Here is a 24,573-nt window from a genome sequence, read left to right on the forward strand (position 1 = left end):
TTACTGAGCTGTTTTTGACTTCTTTACGATTTCTTAAACTGCTAATAAATCACTTTTTAATGAAGCAGGAAAACCTGCTTCATTAACGACAATGCCGAGTTTTTCTAGCTATTTATGCAATCTCACGCATTTATTTAACATTAAGTTTAAGCCTTTTTAGATTGTTCGCCATCACGGAGCGTTGTAACAAAAAGGTTAATTTTTCGCACTCACAGCTTCTTTCTTATTTTGTTTAGATTTTACGAACGGCATCATAGCACGAAGCTTTTTACCTACAACTTCAATTTGGTGTTCATTTTCGTTGTTATTGATTGCATTAAACTGTGGACGATTAGCTTGGTTTTCTAAGATCCACTCTTTTGCAAATTTACCTGTTTGGATATCTTTAAGAACTTCTTTCATCGCTTCTTTAGAACTGCTGTCTACTACGCGTGGTCCTGAAACGAAGTCACCCCATTGTGCAGTATCAGAAATTGAATATCTCATTCCAGCCATACCATCTTCATACATTAAGTCAACGATTAATTTTAATTCATGTAAACATTCAAAGTAAGCAACCTCAGGTTGGTATCCAGCTTCTACTAATGTTTCGAAACCAGCTTTTACTAATGAAGTTAAACCACCACATAGTACTGCTTGCTCTCCAAATAAATCTGTTTCAGTTTCTTCTTTAAATGTAGTTTCTAATACACCCGCACGTGCTGAGCCAACACCTTTTGCATATGCTAAAGCAGTTTCTTTTGCGTTACCAGTTACATCTTGGTAGATAGCGAATAATGCAGGTACACCAGCACCTTCTTCATATGTTCTTCTTACTAAATGTCCTGGACCTTTTGGTGCAACTAAGAATACGTCAACATCTGCTGGAGGTACGATTTGGCTGAAATGCACGTTAAATCCGTGAGCAAATACTAAAGAGTTTCCAGCTTCTAAGCCTGGTTTAATTTCTTCTTGATATACTTTCGCTTGTTGCTCATCTGGTAGTAATACCATTACTAAATCGCCTTGCTCTGCTGCCTCAGCAACCGATAATACTGTATGACCATCTTCAACAGCTTTATTGAAAGAACCACCTTGACGAACACCTACAATGACATTAACTCCACTTTCTTTTAAGTTTAATGCGTGCGCATGCCCTTGTGAACCATATCCAATAATTGCAACTGTTTTCCCTTGTAATGCTGCTTCGTTTACGTCTCCGTTATAATATACCTTTGTCATGTATAATCTCTCCCTTAAAATAGTAGTAAGAATTAAATAAGATAATTGCTTTATATATGAATCTTAAAACCTGTGTTATTCAGGTAAGATCGCTAACTTTTATACAATTGATATTGGAACTTCTTTTACAGATCTTTGAGTTCCGCGAGTGAAAGCTGTGGTTCCAGTTCGTGCAATTTCTTTGATTCCATAAGGTTTCAATAAATCTATTAAAACTTCAATTTTCTCAGGTTCGCCTGTTACTTGAACAACAACACTTTCTCGGCTGACATCAATGACTGAAGCACGGAATGGTTGAATGAGTCCTTGAAGCTCCATTCTTGTCGCTGGAGTGGACATTACTTTAATTAACGCCAGCTCTCTTGATACAATTGAATGTGCTGTAATATCAGTAACCTTAATCACATCAATTTGCTTATTCAATTGCTTCGTGATTTGCTCGACTTCTTTTTCTTCTTGAACATTTACAACAAGTGTCATTCGTGAAACACCTTCTGTTTCAGCATGACCTACTGTTATGCTCTCAATATTGAAATGTCTTTTTGAAAATAAACCTGTAATTCTATTTAAAACTCCAGTTTGATTAAGAACTGTTAATGAGATGATTCTTTTCATAGTTTAACACCTACCATTTCATGCAACCCTTTTCCAGAGGCTACCATAGGATAGACATTTTCATTCTTACAAACATGTATATCTAAAAGTACTGGTTCATCTGAAGTGATAGCTTCTTTCAATTTCTCTTCCCAGCCTTCATCACTTTTCTCAATACGAGCACTTTTAATACCGTAAGCTTCAGATAGTTTAACGAAATCTGGTTGAGATACGAATTTCGAATGAGAGTATCTTTCTTCGTAAAATAATTCTTGCCACTGTCTCACCATACCTAAAGCTCCGTTATTTAAAATAACAACTTTAATAGGTAAGTTTAATTCATGAATGACTGAAAGCTCTTGAAGTGTCATTTGGAAACCACCATCACCTAAAACTGCAACTACAGTTGATTCTCGATCAGCTAATTGTGCTCCAATTGCTGCTGGTAGGCCAAAGCCCATTGTTCCAAGTCCTCCAGATGTTACCCATTTATTAGGATTTTTAAAGTTATAATATTGGGCTGCCCACATTTGATGCTGACCTACATCAGTTGTAACGATTGCTTCACCTTTTGTCCACTTGTGAATAAGCTCTAAGATATTTTGTGGTTTTAACTCTGTATCACTATCGTTATAAACCAATGGATATTCTTGCTTATTATTAGCGAGTTGTTCATTCCATTCCTTATTATCGCCTTGTTTTCCGTCTTGTTTTATTAATTGCTCTAAAACAAGCTTTGCATCACCAACGATAGGGATTTGAGTTGGAACATTCTTCCCAATCTCTGCAGGATCGATATCAATATGAGCAACTGTTGCTTTTTTCGCGAAATGCTCTAAGTTACCAGTAACTCGGTCATCAAACCTTGCCCCAATACTGATCAGTAAGTCACAGTCATATAGAGCCATGTTAGCTGTATAAGTACCATGCATTCCAGCCATTCCTAAAAATAAAGAATGATCTGCTGGGAATCCCCCTAAGCCTAGTAACGTGTTTGCAACAGGTATTTGCTGTTGTTCTACGTATTTTATTAGCTCTTCGGATCCATTTGCGTGTAAAACACCTGCTCCTGCTAAAATGACTGGTTTTTTCGCTCTACTTACAGCTTCCACTAATTTGCGAATTTGTAAATAATTTGGTTCACTATTTGGTTGATATCCTGGTAGATTAACAGGCATATCATAGCTAAATTCCCCTTCAAAAATCGCAATATCTTTAGGAATATCAATTAATACTGGACCAGGTCTACCTGTTGTCGCAATATGAAATGCTTCTTTAATAATTCTTGGGAGTTCACTTACTTCACGAACTTGATAGTTATGTTTTGTAATTGGAGTTGTGATCCCCAAAATATCAGCTTCTTGGAAAGCATCTGAACCGATTACACTAGAAGCAACCTGCCCTGTAAAAACTACTAATGGTAATGAGTCAATCATCGCATCTGTTAATCCAGTAACTAAATTTGTAGCACCTGGACCAGATGTAGCAATCACAACGCCAGGCTTACCAGAGATGCGTGCATAACCTTCTGCTGCGTGTATACCACCTTGTTCATGTCGAGTTAATACGTGGTTCATACCTGAATCGTATAAGCTATCATAAATAGGTAATACAGCACCACCAGGATAACCGAAAATTACTTCAACTTTTTCCTGTTTAAGTGCTTCAATCAGCATTAATGACCCTGACATTGTGTTTGTACATTTGGCAGTTGAGCTATTCAACTGTACATTTGTACTCATTTTCTTTCCTCCCTTAGCAGGCTACTAGCCTTCGTGTTATTGTATTAACAAAACAGCATATAAAAAACCTTCCCACCCCTCATAAGACTCCACATAACTTTGTGTGTCAAAGGGGCAAAAAGGTTAATAAACTTTTTCGCGGTACCACCCTTCTTCATGGTCAAAAAGCGACCACCTTACGAACAGATTTACTGTTCACTTTGATAACGAGTACCGAAGAATGGGACCCGGTTAATCTTACTAACATTCAGATTAACACTCAGAGGCGAGTTCATCATTTGGGAGTATCACCGGCTTCCAGCTACCCCGGTTCTCTGTTGAATACTTTTCCAAAGACTACTTATCCTCTTCACTGCTTTATGATATGAGAATAGAAAACTCTGAGACTTTTGATCGAATTTTCTACACTTTTTTAAATGTTCGTGTAACTTTATTTGAACTTATATTACGCTCTATAAATGCAAGTGTCAACAGTGTTTTACGAATTATTTGATAATTTAGATTTATCATTTTTGTTGTATACGCTTTCATTATTGATATAAATGGAAAGGCTAATTTTATTTTTTTTTGCTGAAAATAAAAATTCGTATCTGAGGAGGTTATTCTAAAACCTGTAATTTTATAACATTTAAAAGATAAGAGGTCCGAGAGATCATAGTGAACTTTCGTTATGTATATGTTACATGGTAAATGTTACATTGTGTACTAACATGTAAGGTAATCTTCCATATTTTTCAGATGATTGAGCCGTTAAATTTCGGAAAGTAAAAAGTTCATTGTATTTAAGAAAACAAAAAACCTTTCATTTTGTAATGAAAGGTTGAGTATGTAATAAGTGGCGTCCCAGGAGAGATTCGAACTCCCGACCGTACGCTTAGAAGGCGTATGCTCTATCCAGCTGAGCTACTGGGACATTTAAGTACTTTATTCAGTTAAGCAACTGACTGTGTGTTTAATTTGTTATTTTCACAATAATCATCAGCGACATTTATTATTATATTTTCAAATGATGTAAAAGTCAACAACTTATCTTAACTTTTTTGAAATTATCTTAAAGAGGGAAATGATCCCCCTCATATTTACTATTCAAGCGTAAACTGCCGAGAAATTTCTTCAAGTTTCTGTCCATTAACTTCAAAAAATGTAACCTTTGCTAATGTATTTTCCATATCAAGTATAGCATACGTTTTCTGTCTTCGCAGTACTGGAAGCCTGATACTACCAGGATTAATAAAAAGAACACCATCAATGATCTCAGCACCTGCAATATGTGAGTGTCCATAACAAGCAACTTTCGCATTTACCTCTAATGCTCGGTATTTTAAATTCATTAATGTTGCTTTAACGTTATATAAATGCCCATGTGTCATATACAGAATATTTTCACCAAGATCTTCAATTATCTCATCAGGCAAATTTGAACCAAAATCACAATTACCTTTAACAACTTTAAATGCCATTAACTCCGAACTCTCAGCTGATAATTCAGAGTCCCCACAATGAAGCATATAATCAACCTCATCGATATGACGGTTTTTAATGTCATCTATTTCAGTTGTTAAGCCATGGCTATCACTCATTATTAAAACTTTCATTATACACGCCGCCCCATTTTAAGAGTGTTTGATGACTTCTATTACTTTTTTTAATGCCACTGCACGATGACTAATCTGATTTTTTTCCTCTTTCGTCAAGTTTGCCATTGTTTGATTTCTATTCTTTAATATGAAGATCGGGTCATAACCAAACCCATTCTCCCCTTGTGGCTCTGTTGCGATATACCCTTCACATGTACCTACAACTGTTTTTGTTTTTTCACCTGGTATTGATATAGCTAACGCACAAATAAACCTCGCAGAACGGTCCTCTAGAGCATGTACATCTGATAAGTCTTCAAGTACTTTATTTATATTGGATTGATCATTTTTATCTGGTCCTGCGTAGCGTGCAGAAAATATCCCCGGCTTACCACCTAGATAATCGATCGCTAATCCAGAATCATCTGCAATTGTCATTCTCTGATAATGCATTGCAATTGCCTCTGCTTTTAATATTGCATTTTCTTCAAATGACTTTCCTGTCTCTTCTACATCTATTGAATCAGGATAATCTAGAAGTGATTGAACACGGAAACCAATTGGAGCTAACAATGCTTCAAATTCTTTTACTTTCCCTTGATTTTTTGTGGCAATAATTATCTCTTTCACTTTGTACCAACCTGCTTTTTCATGTTTTCCGACACAATAAGTGATAGATCCCCTAGTGCCTCTTTCTGATGCTCAACAAGTGATTGAATTCCCTGTTCAGCGAGATCAAGCATACTGTTCAATTGTTGCCTTGTGAATGTTGATTCTTCCCCTGTGCCCTGCAACTCAACAAGATTACCTTGTGAAGTCATAATGACATTCATGTCTACTTGGGCACTTGAATCCTCAATATAATTTAAATCTAAGATCTCTCCATGCTCTTTGTCAACCCCAACTGAAACGGCAGCAAGATAATCTGTAATAGGTAACACCTTAAGTTTACCGCCATTTACTAATTTTCCAAGAGCTAATGTCATTGCAATAAATGCACCTGTAATCGATGCCGTTCGTGTTCCGCCATCAGCTTGTATGACATCACAGTCGATCCAAATCGTTCTTTCACCTAATTCTTTTAGGTCTACAACAGCACGTAATGCCCTACCTATTAACCGTTGTATTTCCATTGTCCGACCACTGATCTTCCCTTTTGAGGACTCTCTTACCGTGCGTTGGTTAGTCGCTCTCGGGAGCATAGAATACTCAGCAGTAATCCAACCTTTGCCTTCACCACGCATAAAATGAGGTACTCTGTCTTCGATACTTGCGTTACATATTACCTTCGTTTCTCCGAAGGTAATTAATACTGAACCCTCTGGGTGAATGACAAAATCCTTTACTATGTCAATTTTTCTTAATTGATTTACTCTTCGACCATCATGTCTCATTCCAAATTCCCTCCAATGAAAGTCCACTTTTTTTATGTATAAACAAGAAAGAAGAGGCAGCTTTTAGAAGCATACCTCTTTTTACCCTTTTTATAGTATATCAAAAACTTATTATTAAAAACTACCTGTGTTCACTTTAGCAGGTCTTGTAACAGGTTCTGTTAGCTTTTCTCCATTTTCATTTATTAATTCTGCTTTTCCATTGACAGTTACAGCCACACTTTCAATTCCTTGTTGTTCAGTTAATGTCAATACAAGAGATTGAAGTACATTAGAAGATATTATTTTTTGTTCTTCATCAGAGCTTCCATAAATTGATTCGTTAAAATCTAATGTTACTTTTCCATCTTCATATTTTGGTGCACTTAATAATTCAACACCATTTTGGAAGTCACTTATTAGACTTGTTGAAGCAGTCGGACCCTCAACAAGTTCTTCTACAGCAGAAACAATTGAATCTGTTTCAGTATTGCTAACACGCTTTGTTACTGGTACAAAGTACTGTTGACCATCTGATTCAGCAGTGTAATAAACTGTTAACGGATGAGTATTTGTAATATCAACTACATCACTTGAATCAAGGTTGATCCCACTATCACGGGTAACACCATCTTGAATTGGTGTACCATTTACAGGCATTTCTTTCTGTTCATGACCGTTCACCCATATTTTCACTTTTTCTACAGAGTCAAACTGAGTTAAGGTCCATGTAATTGCTTGTAAAATCTTTGCTTCATCCTCTTTTTTATAAGCATTAAATTCCTTAGAGAAGTCAGCTACTGCTACTCCATCTTTAATATCCACTCCTAAAACCTGTGTGTCCTGAGGAAGAACTGCTTTGAATCCATTAGGAAGAATATTAGAAACTGGTCCACCTTCTACTAAATATTCTAAAGCTTGTTTTGCAACACTCTTCGTTTCAGGGAGATTCATCGAATAAGGGACAACAAATCCATTTTTATCAATTAAGTATAATTGACTCGTCACCTTTTCAGCTGCTTCTTCACCTTTTACATCTTCTACTTTACCTTCCGAATCTAACTGTTCCCCCTCTTCTTTAAACGTCACATCTTGAGGTGGATCAATTTCTTTTGTAGCTTGTTCTGCATTGAATAAACCACAACCAGAGAGTAGCATGGATGACGCAATGACAGTGATTGCAATCTGTTTGTTGAATTTAGACATTAAAATCCCTCCAAAGGCAGTTTGTACTACTATGTATACGAGCTATTATTTGTTTTAGACCGATTATTTGTACAAACTTTCTAAAAGTGGGAAGAGCTTAATTTAGTTCACAATAAAAGGCGTATATATAAATTGATACAAAATAAAACACGATGTCCATTAACACCGTGTTTCTAAAGATTTTTAAGCTTTTAAATTCTCTACATTATCCAATGAAATTGTGCGGATATTTTCAATAGGATGTTCAAACCATTTAGTAGCAATTTTCTCAAATAATTTTTGAGGTCCTGTTGTTAAGAACAAATGCTCACGTTTACCAGAAGATTGATTTAGAGCCTTTTTAAACGATAAAATCGTACTAACCTCTCTAGCAGTTTCATCACCAGAACAAATAATTCTTACCGCTTGTCCCATAAATTCCTCGATATGATGCTGAAGAATTGGATAATGTGTGCACCCGAGAATTAGCGTGTCTATTTTAAGATCTTTAAAAGAAGCTAATGATTCTTCAACAATTAACTCTGCTTCTTTCCCTTCATATTCACCACTTTCAACTAGTGGCACAAATTTAGGGCATGCTAAGCTCTCTATAGTTAAATTATTATTTAGCGTTTTAAGGGCTGTTTCATAAGCAGCACTTTTAATTGTATTCAATGTTCCAATAACACCGATTTGTTCATTTTTCGTTACTTTTACAGCCGTTCTAGCTCCTGGGAAAATAACTCCAATAACAGGAATGTTTACTTTTTCTTGAATTTCATGTAGAGCGATAGCTGTGGCTGTATTGCAAGCAATGACTAGCATTTTTATATGATGATTTTCTAATAAGTAATTTGTTAATTCCCACGTGAAACGACGTACCTCTTCAGCAGGCCTAGGACCATAAGGACACCGAGCTGTATCCCCTAAATAGATAATTTCTTCTTTTGGTAATTGTCTCATTATTTCTTTTGCAACTGTTAAACCGCCGACTCCAGAATCAATGACACCGATTGGACTTTTCAAATAATTCGCCTCATTCTTCTCTCATTTCATGTTGTAACTTGATTAACGATTTTTCCAAAATGGATAATTCTTTTTCTTCAAATGTAACGAGCATATCTTTTAAGTAATGTTGACGTTTAGCAATTACTTCTTCAATAATACGTTCGCCCTCTTGTAATAAATGTATTCGTACAACTCTTCGATCTTTTGGGTCTTTCACTCTTAAGACTAATTGGTTTTTTTCCATACGATCTACTAAATCTGTCGTTGTACTACACGCTAAGTACATTTTATTAGAAAGCTCACCAATTGTTAAGTCCCCATTTTCCCAAAGCCATTGTAAGGCAACGAATTGAGGGGGAGTGATGGTATAATCGTTTAATATTTCCCGGCCCTTTTGCTTTATAATAGCAGATATGTGACGTAGCGCCTTTTCTAGATCAGCTACGGTTTGTTCGTTAACACTTGCATAATTTGTCATCACTTAAAATCCTCACTAATTAGTTATGATATGCTTCTTATTAAGACAAACGAGCTTATCAATACATATTTTCCATGTTTTCTTTTAAAAATGCAAGTTACATATTTTCTCATTCAGCTAGTTTTTATGTAATACATTACTATTTTTTCTAAATATAATAATAACCGGCTTCCTTACTGAAAAGGGTAGCCGGTATTGGTTAGAGCTCTAGTTCACCCATTCTAAGGAGCTCAACAACCGCTTGAGAACGTCCCTTAACACCAAGCTTTTGCATCGCATTCGAGATATGGTTCCGAACCGTTTTTTCGCTTATGAAGAGCTCGCTAGCAATCTCCTTTGTTGTCTTATCTTGAACTAACAATTCGAATACTTCTCTCTCTCTTTTCGTGAGTAATGGCTTTGATTGAAACTCTTTCTCTTTCAAGTATTGTAACCCTCCTTGCTAAGGTGAGAGCTGATCAAACGTATGGGTATATATTTAGTCAACATATACTATGTGTTTCCAAGGGCCACTGTGACAGAAAGATGAAGGAAAATATCCTAAACAACGTCTATTTTTTACAATTTTGCTAGTTCTTCTAATTCGTGCATTCTCTTTTTATCTTCTTGAGACCACGGAACACTTTTGCCCGTATGCTTTGCAATCTGTACGACAGTTCCTCGCCCTACAAAAAGACTCTCCCTGTTTTGATTTATTCCTAAGTAATTCAAATCAACAGATGATGTTCCAATTCGATTTATTTTCACACATAAGGTGATTTCGTCATCAAAAAATCCTTGTTGTAAAAATCACATTGTAAGTTGGCAACAACTGGAATTTTTATCCATTTGAACTCATCCAGGCTTGCATATGCCAATTTTCTTAAAAAATTAGATCCTCCTTTCTTCAAAGTATGTAAAAGGAGCCGTGTTGTTCATATGTCCAAACATATCTGTTTTAGAAAATCTAATTTTTATTAGATAGGAAAAAGAAAAACTATTTCTGTACGATTCGTCAAAACAGTCAATATATGAAATACTTTTCAAAATGTTCCTTTCTTTCACAACACATATTTCTAATGCCAATAAATATCGTTTAACGTTTTAGCTAGCCAATAATGTAATGCCTTATCTTGCAGAAAAAGGACTGACTTAAAAAGTCAGCCCTTCTTCATATAAAACAATTAACCTTGGTCACTACCAAAGAAATTACGGAATGATTGTATCGTTGTATCACGATTTAATGCTGCGATTGATGTTGTCAAAGGAATCCCCTTAGGACACGACTGCACGCAGTTTTGTGAATTTCCACAGTTCGCTAAACCACCATCACCCATAATTGCTTCAAGACGCTCTGATTTATTCATCTCACCAGTTGGATGAGCATTAAACAAACGGACTTGTGATAAAGGAGCAGGACCAATGAAATTAGATTTACTATTTACATTTGGGCAAGCCTCTAAGCACACACCACATGTCATACATTTTGATAATTCATATGCCCATTGACGTTTTTTCTCAGGCATACGTGGTCCAGGACCTAAATCATACGTACCATCAACTGGAATCCAAGCTTTAACCTTCTTAAGTGAATCAAACATGCGCTTCCGATCAACTTGCAAGTCACGTACTACAGGGAATGTACGCATTGGTTCAAGGCGGATTGGCTGTTCAAGTTGGTCAACTAGCGCTGAACAAGATTGACGAGGCTTTCCATTTATTACCATCGAACAAGCTCCACATACTTCCTCCAAGCAGTTCATATCCCAGTTAATAGGAGTTGTTTCTTTCCCTTCCGCATTTACAGGATTTCTACGAATTTCCATAAGTGCTGAGATAACGTTCATATTCGGGCGATATGGAATTTCAAATTTTTCCTGATAAGGCGCTGCTTCTGGTGATTCTTGACGGGTTATAATAAATTGAACTACTTTATTCTCGCTCATTTTTTATCCCCCTCTTTGCTTTTTGAATAATCACGTTTACGTGGTTTAATTAATGATACGTCAACATCATCATAGTTAAATTCAGGTGCTGTACGATCTCCCGTATGTGTAGCCATAGTTGTTTTTAAGAAGTCCTCATCATTTCTCTCAGGGAATTCTGGTTTATAATGTGCGCCACGACTTTCGTTACGATTGTAGGCACCAAGTGTTATAACACGTGATAATTGAAGCATGTTTTTCAATTGACGAGTGAATGCTGCACCCTGATTGCTCCATTTAGCTGTGTCGTTAATATTAATTTTATCGAAGCGTTCGATAAGCTCTTGTAATTTCTCATCAGTTTTAAGCAGCTTATCATTGTGTCTAACAACAGTAACATTATCTGTCATCCATTCTCCTAATTCCTTATGAAGAACGTAAGCATTTTCATTACCATCTAAGTTCATGATATTATTCCACTTTTCTTCTTCTCGCTTCACGTGTCCGTCAAATACAGATGATGAAAGATCCTCTGCACTCTTTTCAAGACCTTTGATATACTTCACTGCATTCGGACCTGCAACCATACCACCATAAACTGCTGATAGTAATGAGTTTGCACCTAAACGATTTGCTCCGTGCATAGAGTAATCACACTCACCAGCTGCAAATAATCCAGGAATATTTGTCATTTGGTCATAATCAACCCATAGTCCACCCATAGAATAGTGCACAGCAGGGAAAATTTTCATTGGAACTTTACGTGGATCTTCACCCATGAATTTTTCATAGATTTCAATAATACCACCTAATTTAATATCAAGCTCTTTTGGATCTTTATGAGATAAATCTAGATACACCATGTTTTCGCCGTTAATACCTAGCTTCTGTTCCACACAAACATCGAAGATTTCACGTGTTGCAATATCACGTGGAACTAGATTACCATATGCAGGATATTTTTCTTCAAGGAAATACCATGGTTTTCCATCTTTATACGTCCAAACTCGTCCACCTTCTCCACGCGCTGATTCACTCATAAGACGGAGCTTATCATCACCGGGGATTGCTGTTGGATGAATTTGAATAAATTCACCATTTGCATAGGTAACTCCTTGTTGATAGACAATGGAAGCAGCAGAACCAGTGTTAATGATTGAATTTGTTGATTTACCAAAAATAATACCAGGTCCACCTGTTGCCATAATAACAGCATCAGCACGGAATGATTCAATTTGCATAGAAGTAAGGTTTTGACCTGTGATTCCACGGCAAACACCGTCATCATCAATTACTGCACCCAAAAACTCCCAGCCTTCATATTTTGTAACAAGACCAGCAACTTCATAGCGTCTAACTTGTTCGTCTAGTGCATAAAGTAATTGCTGCCCTGTTGTTGCACCAGCAAATGCTGTACGATGATACTGAGTGCCACCAAAACGTCTGAAATCTAGTAATCCTTCTGGAGTACGATTAAACATAACACCCAATCGGTCAAATAGGTGAATGATTGATGGAGCTGCATCTGCCAATGCTTTAACTGGCGGTTGATTAGCTAAAAAGTCTCCACCGTATACTGTGTCATCAAAATGCTCCCAAGGTGAATCTCCTTCACCTTTCGTATTTACAGCACCGTTTATTCCACCCTGTGCACATACAGAATGTGAACGTTTTACAGGTACTAATGAAAATAAATCTACTTGAACGCCAGCTTCAGCGGCTTTCATAGTAGCCATCAAACCGGCTAATCCGCCTCCGACAACGATAATTTTACTTTTACTCATTAAGCCCACTCCTTTTAATAGCTATTACTGGATTAGACGAATGCAAATATTGCTCGAACTCCCACAATTGATAACGCTATAAAGATTGCAAGCGTTACATAGGTAGATATCAATTGAGAGCGTGGAGTAACGGTAATTCCCCAACTAACAGCAAATGACCATAATCCGTTAGCAAAATGGAATACGGTTGAAATAACTCCAATTAAATAGAATGCTAGCATAAAAGGACTGCTTAAAATTGAAGCCATCATGTCATAGTTTACCTGTGCCCCAAGTGCAGCTGCTATTCTAGTTTCCCAAACGTGCCAAGCGATAAAAATGAATGTAATTATACCTGATACACGCTGTAGCATAAATAGCCAGTTGCGAAGAAACCCATAATTACTTACATTGTTTTTAGCTGTAAAAGCAATGTAAACTCCGTAAATTGCATGGTATAAAATTGGTAGAAAGATAATTACCACTTCTAATACATAGCGAAAAGGAAGCATCTCCATAAAATGAGCTGCTTTGTTAAATGCCTCTGCACCTCTTGTTGCAAAGTGATTGACAACAAGATGCTGAATTAAAAAGAGGCCTACAGGAATTACCCCTAATAATGAGTGCAGTCTACGATTCACAAACTCTCTGTTTCCAGCCATTAAACTTACCCCCTAGTTTCAATATTGCGCCCAGTTTTTAACTCAACTTTTTCATTTTTCACCTAATTATCTTTTCCTGATAAAGTTAAACTTTAATCAATAGTGGTCACCATTGATTGTATGTAAAACATAATGGGCATTAAAAGGTAGACAAAAATCAAATTCTGCCACCTTACAAAAGATAAAATGTAACAAATACATTTTACTCCCATAACGTATGAGCGTCAAGAAAACGTGTTCATAAATTTTAATTTTTCGACAAATCCTACTTTCCTTTAATTTTATTTTATCAATATAGTGTAAATTCAACAACGTTACCTTTTTTATTTAACTATCATTATTAATAAATATTAAATTTAAAAACATAAGTTCCCCTACTATTAATAAAATTTCAACCTTCTTTTACTTAATATTACATGTTTTTCACTACACTACTTGTTATATAATAAACCATAGAAAGAGGGGAATTCCGTGAACAAACAATTAGTACTCGTTAATATCGAAGAATTAAAGGATATCCAAGCACCAGCATTCGGACTAGAAATACTTAGAGAGGTCTTGCTCCCAGATATACTCGGGTCTGATCATCCTCAAATGCTGTATTGGGCTGGAAAAGGATTAGCTCGTAGATATCCTGTTCAATCAATCGAAGAAATATCCGCATTTTTTGAAGCTGCTGGATGGGGAAATCTCACTTTACTACAGAACAAAAAGAATGAGATGGAATTCGAGCTAGGTGGAGAGCTCATTGCTATCAGATTAAAAAAGACAAATGAATGTACATTTCAGTTAGAAGCTGGTTTTATTGCAGAACAGCTACAATCGATGAACAAGTACATTACCGAAACATACGAACAAGTAAAAAAACGTTCTAATAAAGTGGTTTTTACAGCACAATGGGACCAAAAAGACCAAATATTAGAAGAACCTTCTATAGGGAAACGCAGCGCTCGTAAAGGTTAAAACTACAGAGGGTGACTCAATGTCTCAAAAAACATTTAGTCACCCTCTTTCTTTTTTATTTTTATACCTTAGCAACTTCTTTAGAAAGTTCAAATGCACTGTGAAGAATATCAACCGCTGTCACCATATCCTCGGCTGACAATACTGTTGAAACTTTTATTTCAGATGTGCTAACCATTTTAATTTCGATTCCTTCGTTAGCTAATACTTCGAACATTTCTGCAGCAACACCTGGGTTTGACACCATACCAGAACCAACAATTGATACTTTTGCTAGACCAGATTCAAATTCAATTTTTTCATAATTCAATACAGACTTATGTTGCTCAAGGATTGAAATTGTATCCTCAAGATCACCTGTTTTAACAGAAAATGAGATCGACGTTTTATTGTCACTTGTTGTACTTTGAATGATAATATCGACATTTAAGCCCTGCTTAGCTAAAGTTGAGAAAATAGTAGAAAGTGTCGTCAATTCATTTCTTAGCCCTAAAACTGAGACTCTTGTTACCTGATCTTCAAATGCAATCCCTCTCACAACTAAGTTTTGCTCCATGTTTGTTTCCTCCTCAATGATCGTACCACGTTCATTTTCCATGCTCGAACGAACTTCTAATGGAATGCTGTAATTCTTCGCAAATTCGACTGCTCTTGGATGTAGAACACCCGCTCCTAAATTAGCTAGCTCTAACATTTCATCATATGAAATTGCTTCTAGCTTACGAGCACCTTTTACATATCTTGGATCTGTTGTATATACACCTGTTACATCTGTATAAATATCACATTTATCAGCATTTAAGGCGGCTGCAAGAGCAACTGCTGTCGTATCTGAACCACCTCTGCCAAGAGTTGTTATTTGTTGGACGTCTGAAAAGCCCTGAAAGCCTGCAACAATGACAATTTTCCCAGCACATAATTCTTTCTTTATCGCGTCAGGGTTTATATTTGTAATTCTGGCATTGCCATGTCTTGCTTCTGTTTGAATTCCTGCTTGCCAACCAGTAAATGAAATAGCATCGTGTCCCTTTTCCTGTAATGCCATTGCTAACAATGATATTGTCACTTGTTCACCGGTTGTAAGAAGCATATCCATTTCCCGCTTACTAGGTCTCTCAGTAATTTGCCCTGCAAGACCAACAAGCTGATCGGTTGACTTCCCCATTGCTGACACAACGACAACTAATTGATTCCCGTTTTCTTTTTCTTGAATGACACGGTTTGCTACATTTAAGATTCTTTCAACAGTACCAACTGATGTACCACCAAATTTTTGAACGATAATACCCAAATTAATCTCACCCTTCTGTTAATTTTCATGATCGAACCCTGTTTGCTAGAAGGTTAGAGCAACTATTCAATTAGTAACATTTGTGCTATGCAAGAATGTTTAGTACTGATTGGATAGCTTCGACTGCAAATAAAAAAGCAATGAGACGAAAAACATCCCATTGCTTACTAAACGAAAAAAAACTTCGTTTCTTACAATGAGATAGCTCTCCAAGAAATAGATTTCTTGACAATTTTACATCTCTTAAATGTAAAACCAGCAACTAAAGCAAATGGTGCTTTACTCACTTCGGCGAACATTCCTTTCACCAGTTATCATTGGAGACCATACTCCTCAAACAGGCTACTCTTAAAATTCGCACCTCTACCATCATTTAACAAACTAACGATCAAATATGAAATTATTTAAAAGTTTACCAAACTTTTAAGAAAAGCGCAAGCGGCTTATTTAATACTATCAATAAGCTACATATAGGGTGATTTATTGCCTCACGGTTACTCGATCAGTAAACACCAAAATGAGAATATGCGCTTTAAAATTAACAGTGTCTAATCTTTTAAATGATCAAAGATTAGCTTGGCAATATTTTCAGGCATACCAGCTTCTTTAAATTGTTCTACACTAGCTTCCTTCATCTTCTTTAACGATCCGAAGTGCTTAAGAAGTGATTTCTTTCTTTGAGCACCAACACCAGGAATATCATCTAAGATCGATTGGAGTGCATTTTTACCTCTCAATTGACGATGGAAGGTAATTGCAAAACGATGGACCTCATCCTGAATTCTTTGTAAAAGATAAAATTCCTGACTATTTCTCTCAAGTTGGATAAATGCAGGAGGGGAACCGATTATTAGTTCAGAGGTCCGATGTTTATCATCCTTTACAAGACCTGCAACAGGAATATCTAATGCTAATTCATTTTCCAATACATCTTGTGCAGCAGCTAAATGTCCTTTCCCTCCATCAATGATTACTAAATCCGGTAAAGGAAGATCATCCTTCAGAACACGACTATAACGTCTTCTCACAACTTCTCTCATCGATTCATAGTCATCGGGACCTTGAACACTTTTAATTTTATATTTACGATAATGTTTTTTTGCAGGTTTTCCATCTTCGAACACAACCATTGCAGATACAGGGTCTGTCCCCTGGATATTTGAGTTATCAAAGGCTTCTATACGAAGTGGAGTTTGAATCCCAAGCTTATCTCCAAGATTTTCAACAGCTTTAATTGTTCTTTCTTCATCCCTTTCGATTAAAGAAAATTTTTCATTTAAAGCGATTTTTGCGTTTTTATGAGCTAATAAAATTAAATCCTTCTTTTTGCCGCGTTTAGGTTGAAGAGTAGTCACGTCTAATAGCTTTTCAACTAAATCAAATTCAATGCTATCAGGTAATAAAATTTCCTTTGGTACAAAATGATTTGCTTTTGAATAAAATTGCCCTAAAAACGTTAAGAATTCCTGTTCAGGGCTATCGTATATTGGGAACATTGATACATCTCTTTCGATAAGCTTTCCTTGGCGAATAAAAAAGACTTGTACACACATCCACCCTTTATCATATGCATAGCCAAATACGTCACGATCTACATGATCATTTAATGTCATTTTTTGCTTTTCCATCGTAGCTTCAATATGGAGAATCTGATCTCGAAATTCTTTTGCACGCTCAAATTCTAATTCCTCTGAGGCTTTCATCATTCTATCAGATAGTTCTTCTTTTATCTTTTTATATCCACCATTTAAAAACTTTGAAATCTCCTCTACTATATGACGATTCGTTTCGACTGATACATCATTTACACATGGAGCTAAGCATTGTCCCATGTGATAATAAAGACATACCCGATCAGGTAATGTGGAGCATTTTCTAAGCGGATATAATCGATCTAAAAGCTTAATTGTTTCACGAGCAGATAGAACGTTAGGGTATGGTCCAAAGTATTTACCTTTGTCCTTTTTAACCTGTCTTGTAACGAGTAATCGTGGATGACGCTCGCTCGTAATTTTAATAAATGGATAAGTTTTATCATCCTTTAACATCACATTATATTTCGGATCATACTTTTTAATAAGATTTAATTCTAGTATTAATGCTTCTAAGTTGGACGATGTCACGATATATTCAAAATTAACAATTTCATTTACCAATCGTAATGTTTTCCCGTCATGTGATCCTGTAAAATAGGATCGAACTCTTGTTTTTAATACTTTCGCTTTACCTACATAAATGACTATCCCCTGGCGATCCTTCATAATATAGCAACCAGGCTGATCAGGAAGAAGTGCAAGCTTTTCCTTTATTTGATCCTTCATAGCAAACACTCCTTACTAAATGTTAAAAGTTAACCCTCTTAAATAGGCAGTAATCCCCTACATTAATGAGTAGCATTAAAATAGCGGATTATTGTCCATTATTAACTAAACTAATTTTACCATGTCTCGATACTTTCGTACTATGTTAAATAGTCGTAGTACATACAATCATTTCCTGAGCAATTATTGGTTGCTAAAGAAAAGTGAATACATTATCAAAACTTAGCTCATAGCTTTAGGAGAAATAATATATTCCACTAAATGGATACTTTCGAGGTAAAAAAAAGGACTGACAAAAGTCAATCCAAAATTTTATACATGTTTGTTTATTACTTCAGCAAGTGCTTCTTTTGGTTGATATCCTACAGCTTTATCAACAACTTCACCATCTTTAAGTACGAGTAATGTTGGGATACTCATAACGCCGAATTTACCAGCTGTTTCTTGGTTTTCGTCAACGTCAACCTTAACAATTTTCACTTTGTCGCCCATATCTGAATCAAGTTCTTCTAGAACTGGAGCTATCATTTTACAAGGTCCGCACCATGGTGCCCAAAAATCTACTAATACGACACCTTCGTTTGTTTCATTTGAAAATGTTTGATCTGTTACATTTGTTATTGCCATTGTAATTCCTCCTAATTTGTAGGGTAAAATATGTTTAAAGTATAGCACTCACTTTTAAAGTAAGCTAACAATATGCTTCACTAATACTTTTCCCAATGTTTCTATAACAAAACATGGTTTGTTTTCTCATGAAAATCTTAGCTATGTAATGGATACTAAAAAGAAAAGCACGCTGGCCTGCGTGCTTTAGAAATTATGCATGTATTTTTAGCTTTTTAAACTCTTCTGTTAAAAGTGGTACTACCTCAAATAGGTCACCTACGATTCCGTAGTCAGCAACTTTAAATATATTTGCTTCAGGATCTTTATTAATTGCAACAATAACTTTAGAGTTTGACATTCCAGCTAAGTGTTGGATTGCTCCTGAGATACCACATGCAATGTATAGATCTGGTGTTACAACCTTACCTGTTTGGCCGATTTGTAACGAATAATCACAGTAGTCCGCATCACATGCGCCACGAGATGCTCCAACCGCACCACCTAAAACATTTGCTAATTCTTTTAGAGGTTCAAAGCCATTTTCACTTTTTACCCCTCGGCCACCAGCTATAACGACCTTAGCTTCTGATAAATCAACTCCTTCAGAAGCTTTCCGTACAACTTCCTTTACGATTGTCCGTAAATCTTTAATTGTTACTGCTAATGAGGTTATATCTCCACTTCGTGCTTCATCTTTGGCTAGTGGAGTAATATTATTAGGTCGAATTGTGGCAAAAATAATTCCTCCAGTAACAATTTTTTTCTCAAATGCTTTTCCTGAATAGATTGGACGAGTGAATACAACATTTCCACCTGTCACTTCAATTGCCGTAGCATCAGAAATTAATCCTGAGTTTAATCTTGCGGCAATTTTAGGAGATAAATCTTTTCCTAGTGCGGTGTGACCGAACACGATTCCTTCTGGTCTTTCTTCTTGAATAATAGCTAATACTGCTTGTGAGTATCCATCTGGTGTATATGTGTTAAGCTTTGCATCCTCTACCGTCACTACTCGATCTGCACCATAATGAATCAATTCTGATGATAATGAACCGATGTTCTCACCCACTAATACCGCAACAACTTCTCCCCCTTCAGAAATTGTTTTTCCTGCTGCAATTGCTTCAAATGAAACATTACGTAAAGCTTGATCACGAACCTCACCTAATACAAGTACTTTTCTAGCCATGATTATTTCCCCCTGTTCAAATAATTGTCCGCTTTCTCCCTGTTTAAACAACCTTTGCTTCGTTCCGAAGAAGTGAAACTAATTCTTTAACCTGATCATCAAGATCTCCTTGCAATACTTTTCCAGCCTCTTTTTTCGGAGGTAAGTAGATTTCAATTGTTTTCGTTTTTGCCTCTACATCATCTTCATCTATATCAAGATCATCTAATTCAAGCTCATCAAGTGGCTTTTTCTTTGCTTTCATAATCCCTGGTAATGAAGGATAACGAGGTTCATTTAATCCCTGTTGCGCTGTGACTAATAACGGTAAAGTTGCTTCAATAACCTCTGAATCCCCTTCAACATCACGAACAATTGTTGCTTTAGCACCATCAATATCCAGTTTTGTAATCGTTGTCACATAAGCGATATCTAATAATTCCGCAAGACGAGGTCCTACCTGCCCTGAACCACCATCAATTGCCACATTTCCACCTATGATGATGTCTATATCTTGCTCCTTAAAATATTCTGCCAGTATTTTAGAAGTAGTATATTGATCTCCATCTTCCAAATCATCTTCCGTATTAATTAACACAGCTTTGTCACAACCCATTGCTAAAGCGGTACGTAATTCTTTTTCAGAATCTTCCCCACCGATCGTGACCACTATAACCTCTCCGCCATTTTTATCACGTAATTGAATTGCTTCTTCAATTGCATATTCATCATAAGGATTAATGATAAATTCTGCACCGTCTTCATTAATTTGTCCATTTTGAACAGAGATTTTTTCTTCCGTATCAAATGTTCTTTTCATCATTACGAAGATATTCATTTCCCATTCCCCCATGTTTCATTAAGTATTTTTATTAGGCTCTTTTCTAAAAGATTGTTGTTTTTGAACAAAAATGATTAGGTTGATTGGTGCGGAAGGTGCGAGACTCCTGTGGGAGTAGCGGGACAGATGAGACCCCGCAGGCGCTTCGCGCTGAGGAGGCTCATCGCCCGCCCCACGGAAAGCGAGCATCCTGAAGTGCCAATCAACCAACCCAATACTATTTTAAAAGCAACAAAGTTTGCGAAAACAGCCTTTTATTATGAAGGTACGCTGTTAAACAAACTTAACTCAGTTAATTGTATAAAAAAATTGAGTACAAACAATTTCCCCTTCATTTTTGATAATGATGTAAGTACCTCAAAGACTTATTTTCCTGTAAAAGTCGGCTTTCTCTTTTCGATAAAAGCTGAAATCCCCTCTTTTGCATCAGCACTTTCAAAAATCTCACCAAACCATCCTGCCTCCTGCTTAATACCAGCCTCATATGCCGTTGTCTTTGCAGCATTTAGAAGTGAAATAACAGCTTTTACAGTAAGTGGACTTTTTTGTGCAAACTTAGCTGCTAGCTTTTTTGCTTCCTCTATTATCGATTCTTCCGGATAAGAGTGGTTTGCTAGTCCGAGCTGCACTGCTTCTGCCCCTGAGATCGGTTCACTTGTTAGCATCATTTCTAATGCACGCCCTGTTCCAACATACTTTGGTAATCTTTGTGTCCCACCAAAACCCGGTATAATACCAAGCTGTAATTCAGGTAAACCCAATTTTGCGTCCTCTGTAACAAGCCTAAGATGGCAAGACATCGCAAGTTCTAAGCCGCCCCCTAATGCAGCACCATGAATAGCAGCAATAACCGGCTTATTAAATGTTTCAATTCGCTCAAACAATTGCTGCCCCCGCTCAGCTAATGAAGAAAATTCTTTGCTCGAAGGAACACCAACGAATTCCTTAATATCTGCCCCTGCTGAGAAAAATCTTCCTTCACCATGTAAAACAATCACTCTTACATCCTCATCTGTTTCCAGTTGATCAAGTAAGGTTGAAAGCTCCATCAAAACACTAGAAGATAATGCGTTTGCTGGTGCATGATTAATTGAAATATCAGCGATGAAATTTTCCTTCTTAAGCGTTAAAAAGTCCATTTAATTACCCCCTCGTAACATTTTGTCCTCTTTGAAGGAAACGGGATACCCGCTTGCCTCGTTTTATTAATAAGCTAAGTATTAAAAATGACTAGGAAGCAAAACTGTAAAGTGAGCTTGCTTGACCCCTCGCCATCATACACCTAAGGGTTTGGTATAATGTATGTTTTGATATCGGTGAAAAAGTACTTCCGTTAGTAAAGGTTTTTTTCTCTTTTTACCGATAGTTTTTATTATGATTTAGTAAATCCATAAACAAATAAATCATGAACCTGTTTTGCTTGTTTTGTTAAATCGTATTTTTGATCATTCATTACCCATGTTGTGACGGTTTCATCAATAGTACCGAAAATCATTTGCCTTGCTAAACGGTGATCTAAGGCTTCTCTAAATTCACCAGTTTCCTTGCCTGCTGTGATGATTTTATCAACCACATTGAAATAACCTTTTAACACTTCATTAATTCTTAGACGTAATTCTTTATTCGATTGTCTCAGCTCTAGCTGTGTAACAATAGCTAAATGATGATCTTCAGCAAGCAATGAAAAATGTGTCTCAATTAATGTAAATAACTTCTCTGCTGCTGTTTCCACAGAGCGGATTTCATCTTCTATTTTTTCGATGAAAACTCCCATTTTTTCTTGAAAAAGCGAAACAAGTATATCTTCTTTGTTTTTGAAGTATAAATAGATTGTCCCATCTGCAACACCCGCTTGTTTTGCAATCTTTGAAACCTGTGCTTGATGATAGCCATTTTCAGCAATTACAATAACTGCTGCATCTATTATTTGTTTATATTTTGGTTTTTTCTGTTTCAATGTCGACTCCCCTTCTGATAATGAATGAATAGTCATTCATAATTTAATCTTAATTTTTCCTTTTCATTATGTCAAGCCTCATTTCACCATTTTTATTCTTTTTCGTTGTAAGAGTAGAGAGGACTCAATATGAGTCCTCCTGGCAACTCTTTACATAAAGTTAAAAGGGATTAAAAAATAAAAATCCGTTCATTTCGCATCTTTTAATTTTTCTTTTTCTTCCTCAATTAATGCACGTCTCAAAATTTTTCCTACTGCCGTTTTTGGTAACTCGTCTCTAAACTCATAAATACGAGGTACTTTGTACGCTGCAAGATGCTGCCGTGCATATTCATTAAATTCCTCTGTTGTTGCATTTTGATGCTCCCTTAACACAATATAGGCCTTTACCGTTTCACCTCGATAAGGATCTGGAACACCTGCAACAACTACCTCTTGGACTTTTTCATGCTCATATAGGACTTCTTCTATTTCACGTGGATAAATATTATACCCACCAGCAATGATCATATCCTTTTTACGATCAACAACGTAGAAAAATCCTTCTTCATCCATATAGCCGATATCACCTGTAAGCAACCAACCATTTTTAAGGATAGCTTCGGTTTCCTCTTTATTATTCCAGTATCCCTTCATTACTTGAGGTCCACGAATGATTATTTCCCCTAACTCATTTGTATCAGCGACTTCACCATTTTCATACGAAAATATCGCTGCATCCGTACTTGGCCATGGAACACCTACACTCCCGGTTTTTCTTTTATCCCATAAAAAGTTTGCATGAGTTACTGGGGACGCCTCTGATAAACCGTATCCTTCTACAAGACGTCCACCTGTCACCTTCTCAAATTGTTCCTGGACTTCAACTGGAAGTGGTGCTGAACCACTAATACAACAATCAATGGATGAAAGATCATATTTTTGAATGTCAGGATGATTTAATAATGCTATATAAATGGTTGGAGCACCTGGAAAAAGAGTCGGTTTTAATTTTCCAATTGTTTTTAATGTATCTGTTGCATCAAATTTCGGTAAGAGAATCATTTTAAATGCCTGCATTACAGATAAATTCATTACTATTGTCATTCCATAAACATGAAAAAATGGAACGATTCCTAATAATGATTCTTCTCCTCTTCTACATTTATACAACCAGGATGCACACATTTGTGTATTCGCAACAATATTTTTATGTGAGAGCATGACTCCCTTCGGAAAACCCGTTGTCCCTCCCGTATACTGAAGTAAGGCAATATCCTCTGAAGGGTTTATATCCGGTAAATCTACTTTTGGCTCAGCTAAAGACATTATCTGCTTAAATAAATGTGTATCACCTTGATGCTCAACTTTTACAACTATTTGATTTTGCTTCTTTTGCACAAAAGGGTATAAAAGATTTTTAGGAAATGGTAAAAAATCTTTTATACTTGTAACGATTATATGCTTTAGACTTGTTAACGCTTTCATTTTAGAAGCTTTCGGATATAATAAATCAAGGGTTACCATAAATGTAGACTCGCTATCTTTTAACTGATATTCAAGTTCTCTCTCCATATAAAGTGGATTTGTTTGAACAACGACGCCACCCGCAAATAGTACACCATAGTATGAAATAACAGCTTGAGGACAGTTTGGTAACATTATGGACACACGATCGCCTTTTTGTAAGCCAAGCGATTGTAAATAGTTCGCTAGCTTGAGAGATTGATTATAAAGTTCAGAATAAGAAAGTTCTTTCCCCAGGAAATGAATGGCTGTTTTTGTTGGGAATTTATCTGCGGCATGCTGTAAATATTCGTATAGCGGTTTTTCATCAATGGTTATTTCGTGAGGGACTTCTGCTGGATAATGATGTAGCCAAGGTTTTTGAATTTCCATCTTCTTCTCCTCCTACTTAGACTATACTTTTAGAATGA

The 24,573-nt window shown here is 36.3% G+C and carries 23 protein-coding genes, 1 tRNA gene, 1 riboswitch and 1 other annotated feature; of the genes, 1 reads left to right on the forward strand and 23 read right to left on the reverse strand.

Annotation, left to right across the window (positions count from 1 at the left end):
- Nucleotides 1-195: 195 nt before the first annotated feature.
- The 15 genes from ilvC to HUW50_RS01940 form a co-directional block, all read right to left on the reverse strand.
- On the reverse strand, nucleotides 196-1,221 hold the full coding sequence (gene ilvC, locus HUW50_RS01870; protein WP_066334204.1) for a ketol-acid reductoisomerase: 1,026 nt from the start codon (nucleotides 1,219-1,221) through the stop codon (nucleotides 196-198).
- Nucleotides 1,222-1,320: 99 nt separating this feature from the next.
- Nucleotides 1,321-1,836 carry an acetolactate synthase small subunit gene (gene ilvN, locus HUW50_RS01875; RefSeq protein WP_066334201.1) on the reverse strand — a complete coding sequence of 172 codons (516 nt, stop codon included), beginning with the start codon at nucleotides 1,834-1,836 and terminating at the stop codon, nucleotides 1,321-1,323.
- Complete coding sequence (gene ilvB, locus HUW50_RS01880) at nucleotides 1,833-3,557, reverse strand: acetolactate synthase large subunit (RefSeq protein ID WP_066334198.1); 1,725 nt, start codon at nucleotides 3,555-3,557, stop codon at nucleotides 1,833-1,835. Before ilvB ends, ilvN begins: the two co-directional genes overlap by 4 nt.
- A 107-nt stretch (nucleotides 3,558-3,664) precedes the next feature.
- Nucleotides 3,665-3,919, reverse strand: a binding site (T-box leader).
- 474 nt (nucleotides 3,920-4,393) lie between these two features.
- Nucleotides 4,394-4,470 (reverse strand) — tRNA-Arg (locus HUW50_RS01885).
- Between the two features lie 169 nt (nucleotides 4,471-4,639).
- Nucleotides 4,640-5,152 (reverse strand): metallophosphoesterase family protein, encoded by a 513-nt coding sequence (locus HUW50_RS01890; RefSeq protein ID WP_066334196.1) that lies wholly within the window; start codon nucleotides 5,150-5,152, stop codon nucleotides 4,640-4,642.
- Between the two features lie 18 nt (nucleotides 5,153-5,170).
- Nucleotides 5,171-5,764, reverse strand: a complete 594-nt coding sequence (locus tag HUW50_RS01895) for an XTP/dITP diphosphatase (RefSeq protein ID WP_066334194.1) — start codon at nucleotides 5,762-5,764, stop codon at nucleotides 5,171-5,173.
- On the reverse strand, nucleotides 5,761-6,528 hold the full coding sequence (gene rph, locus HUW50_RS01900) for a ribonuclease PH (RefSeq protein ID WP_066334191.1): 768 nt from the start codon (nucleotides 6,526-6,528) through the stop codon (nucleotides 5,761-5,763). Before rph ends, HUW50_RS01895 begins: the two co-directional genes overlap by 4 nt.
- 114 nt (nucleotides 6,529-6,642) lie before the next feature.
- Nucleotides 6,643-7,713 carry a GerMN domain-containing protein gene (locus HUW50_RS01905; protein ID WP_066334184.1) on the reverse strand — a complete coding sequence of 357 codons (1,071 nt, stop codon included), beginning with the start codon at nucleotides 7,711-7,713 and terminating at the stop codon, nucleotides 6,643-6,645.
- A 183-nt stretch (nucleotides 7,714-7,896) separates the two neighbouring features.
- Complete coding sequence (racE, locus tag HUW50_RS01910) at nucleotides 7,897-8,718, reverse strand: glutamate racemase (RefSeq protein ID WP_066334182.1); 822 nt, start codon at nucleotides 8,716-8,718, stop codon at nucleotides 7,897-7,899.
- A 10-nt stretch (nucleotides 8,719-8,728) separates the two neighbouring features.
- Nucleotides 8,729-9,178, reverse strand: a complete 450-nt coding sequence (locus HUW50_RS01915) for a MarR family winged helix-turn-helix transcriptional regulator (RefSeq protein WP_066334180.1) — start codon at nucleotides 9,176-9,178, stop codon at nucleotides 8,729-8,731.
- Between the two features lie 199 nt (nucleotides 9,179-9,377).
- A complete protein-coding gene (gene gerE / locus HUW50_RS01920) occupies nucleotides 9,378-9,602 on the reverse strand; it encodes a spore germination transcription factor GerE (RefSeq protein ID WP_003184172.1) in 225 nt (74 codons plus the stop codon).
- Nucleotides 9,603-9,736: 134 nt separating this feature from the next.
- Nucleotides 9,737-9,925, reverse strand: coding sequence for an acyl-CoA thioesterase family protein (locus HUW50_RS27380; protein WP_311774033.1), 189 nt, complete (start codon nucleotides 9,923-9,925; stop codon nucleotides 9,737-9,739).
- Between the two features lie 416 nt (nucleotides 9,926-10,341).
- Nucleotides 10,342-11,103 (reverse strand): succinate dehydrogenase iron-sulfur subunit, encoded by a 762-nt coding sequence (gene sdhB, locus HUW50_RS01930; RefSeq protein WP_066334177.1) that lies wholly within the window; start codon nucleotides 11,101-11,103, stop codon nucleotides 10,342-10,344.
- Nucleotides 11,100-12,866 (reverse strand): succinate dehydrogenase flavoprotein subunit, encoded by a 1,767-nt coding sequence (gene sdhA / locus HUW50_RS01935; protein ID WP_066334174.1) that lies wholly within the window; start codon nucleotides 12,864-12,866, stop codon nucleotides 11,100-11,102. Before sdhA ends, sdhB begins: the two co-directional genes overlap by 4 nt.
- Nucleotides 12,867-12,898: 32 nt before the next feature.
- Nucleotides 12,899-13,507 (reverse strand): succinate dehydrogenase cytochrome b558 subunit, encoded by a 609-nt coding sequence (locus tag HUW50_RS01940; RefSeq protein ID WP_066334172.1) that lies wholly within the window; start codon nucleotides 13,505-13,507, stop codon nucleotides 12,899-12,901.
- A gap of 471 nt (nucleotides 13,508-13,978) precedes the next feature.
- Here HUW50_RS01940 and HUW50_RS01945 point away from each other — a divergent pair, with 471 nt between their 5' ends.
- Nucleotides 13,979-14,470 (forward strand): YslB family protein, encoded by a 492-nt coding sequence (locus tag HUW50_RS01945; RefSeq protein WP_066334169.1) that lies wholly within the window; start codon nucleotides 13,979-13,981, stop codon nucleotides 14,468-14,470.
- A gap of 61 nt (nucleotides 14,471-14,531) precedes the next feature.
- Here the strand turns inward: HUW50_RS01945 and HUW50_RS01950 are convergent, their stop codons facing one another.
- The 8 genes from HUW50_RS01950 to HUW50_RS01985 form a co-directional block, all read right to left on the reverse strand.
- Nucleotides 14,532-15,761: an aspartate kinase gene (locus HUW50_RS01950; protein ID WP_066334166.1), complete on the reverse strand. Its 1,230-nt coding sequence runs from the start codon at nucleotides 15,759-15,761 to the stop codon at nucleotides 14,532-14,534.
- A 194-nt stretch (nucleotides 15,762-15,955) separates the two neighbouring features.
- Nucleotides 15,956-16,135: riboswitch (Lysine riboswitch) on the reverse strand.
- Nucleotides 16,136-16,309: 174 nt separating this feature from the next.
- The gene (gene uvrC / locus HUW50_RS01955) at nucleotides 16,310-18,082 is read right to left on the reverse strand and encodes an excinuclease ABC subunit UvrC (protein ID WP_066334163.1); all 1,773 of its coding nucleotides are present in this window, start codon (nucleotides 18,080-18,082) and stop codon (nucleotides 16,310-16,312) included.
- Between the two features lie 312 nt (nucleotides 18,083-18,394).
- Entirely contained in the window at nucleotides 18,395-18,709 is a 315-nt protein-coding gene (gene trxA / locus HUW50_RS01960) for a thioredoxin (protein ID WP_066334160.1), read from the reverse strand.
- A 193-nt stretch (nucleotides 18,710-18,902) separates the two neighbouring features.
- Entirely contained in the window at nucleotides 18,903-19,880 is a 978-nt protein-coding gene (locus HUW50_RS01965) for an electron transfer flavoprotein subunit alpha/FixB family protein (protein ID WP_066334157.1), read from the reverse strand.
- A gap of 43 nt (nucleotides 19,881-19,923) precedes the next feature.
- A complete protein-coding gene (locus tag HUW50_RS01970) occupies nucleotides 19,924-20,697 on the reverse strand; it encodes an electron transfer flavoprotein subunit beta/FixA family protein (RefSeq protein ID WP_066334154.1) in 774 nt (257 codons plus the stop codon).
- Nucleotides 20,698-21,065: 368 nt separating this feature from the next.
- Nucleotides 21,066-21,839, reverse strand: coding sequence for an enoyl-CoA hydratase (locus HUW50_RS01975; RefSeq protein ID WP_066334150.1), 774 nt, complete (start codon nucleotides 21,837-21,839; stop codon nucleotides 21,066-21,068).
- Between the two features lie 233 nt (nucleotides 21,840-22,072).
- Nucleotides 22,073-22,657 carry a fatty acid metabolism transcriptional regulator FadR gene (locus HUW50_RS01980; protein WP_066334147.1) on the reverse strand — a complete coding sequence of 195 codons (585 nt, stop codon included), beginning with the start codon at nucleotides 22,655-22,657 and terminating at the stop codon, nucleotides 22,073-22,075.
- A 189-nt stretch (nucleotides 22,658-22,846) separates the two neighbouring features.
- Nucleotides 22,847-24,535 (reverse strand): AMP-binding protein, encoded by a 1,689-nt coding sequence (locus HUW50_RS01985; protein WP_066334144.1) that lies wholly within the window; start codon nucleotides 24,533-24,535, stop codon nucleotides 22,847-22,849.
- Nucleotides 24,536-24,573: the final 38 nt, after the last annotated feature.

The organism is Metabacillus sp. KUDC1714, from assembly GCF_014217835.1.
Lineage (GTDB): Bacteria > Bacillota > Bacilli > Bacillales > Bacillaceae > Metabacillus > Metabacillus rhizosphaerae.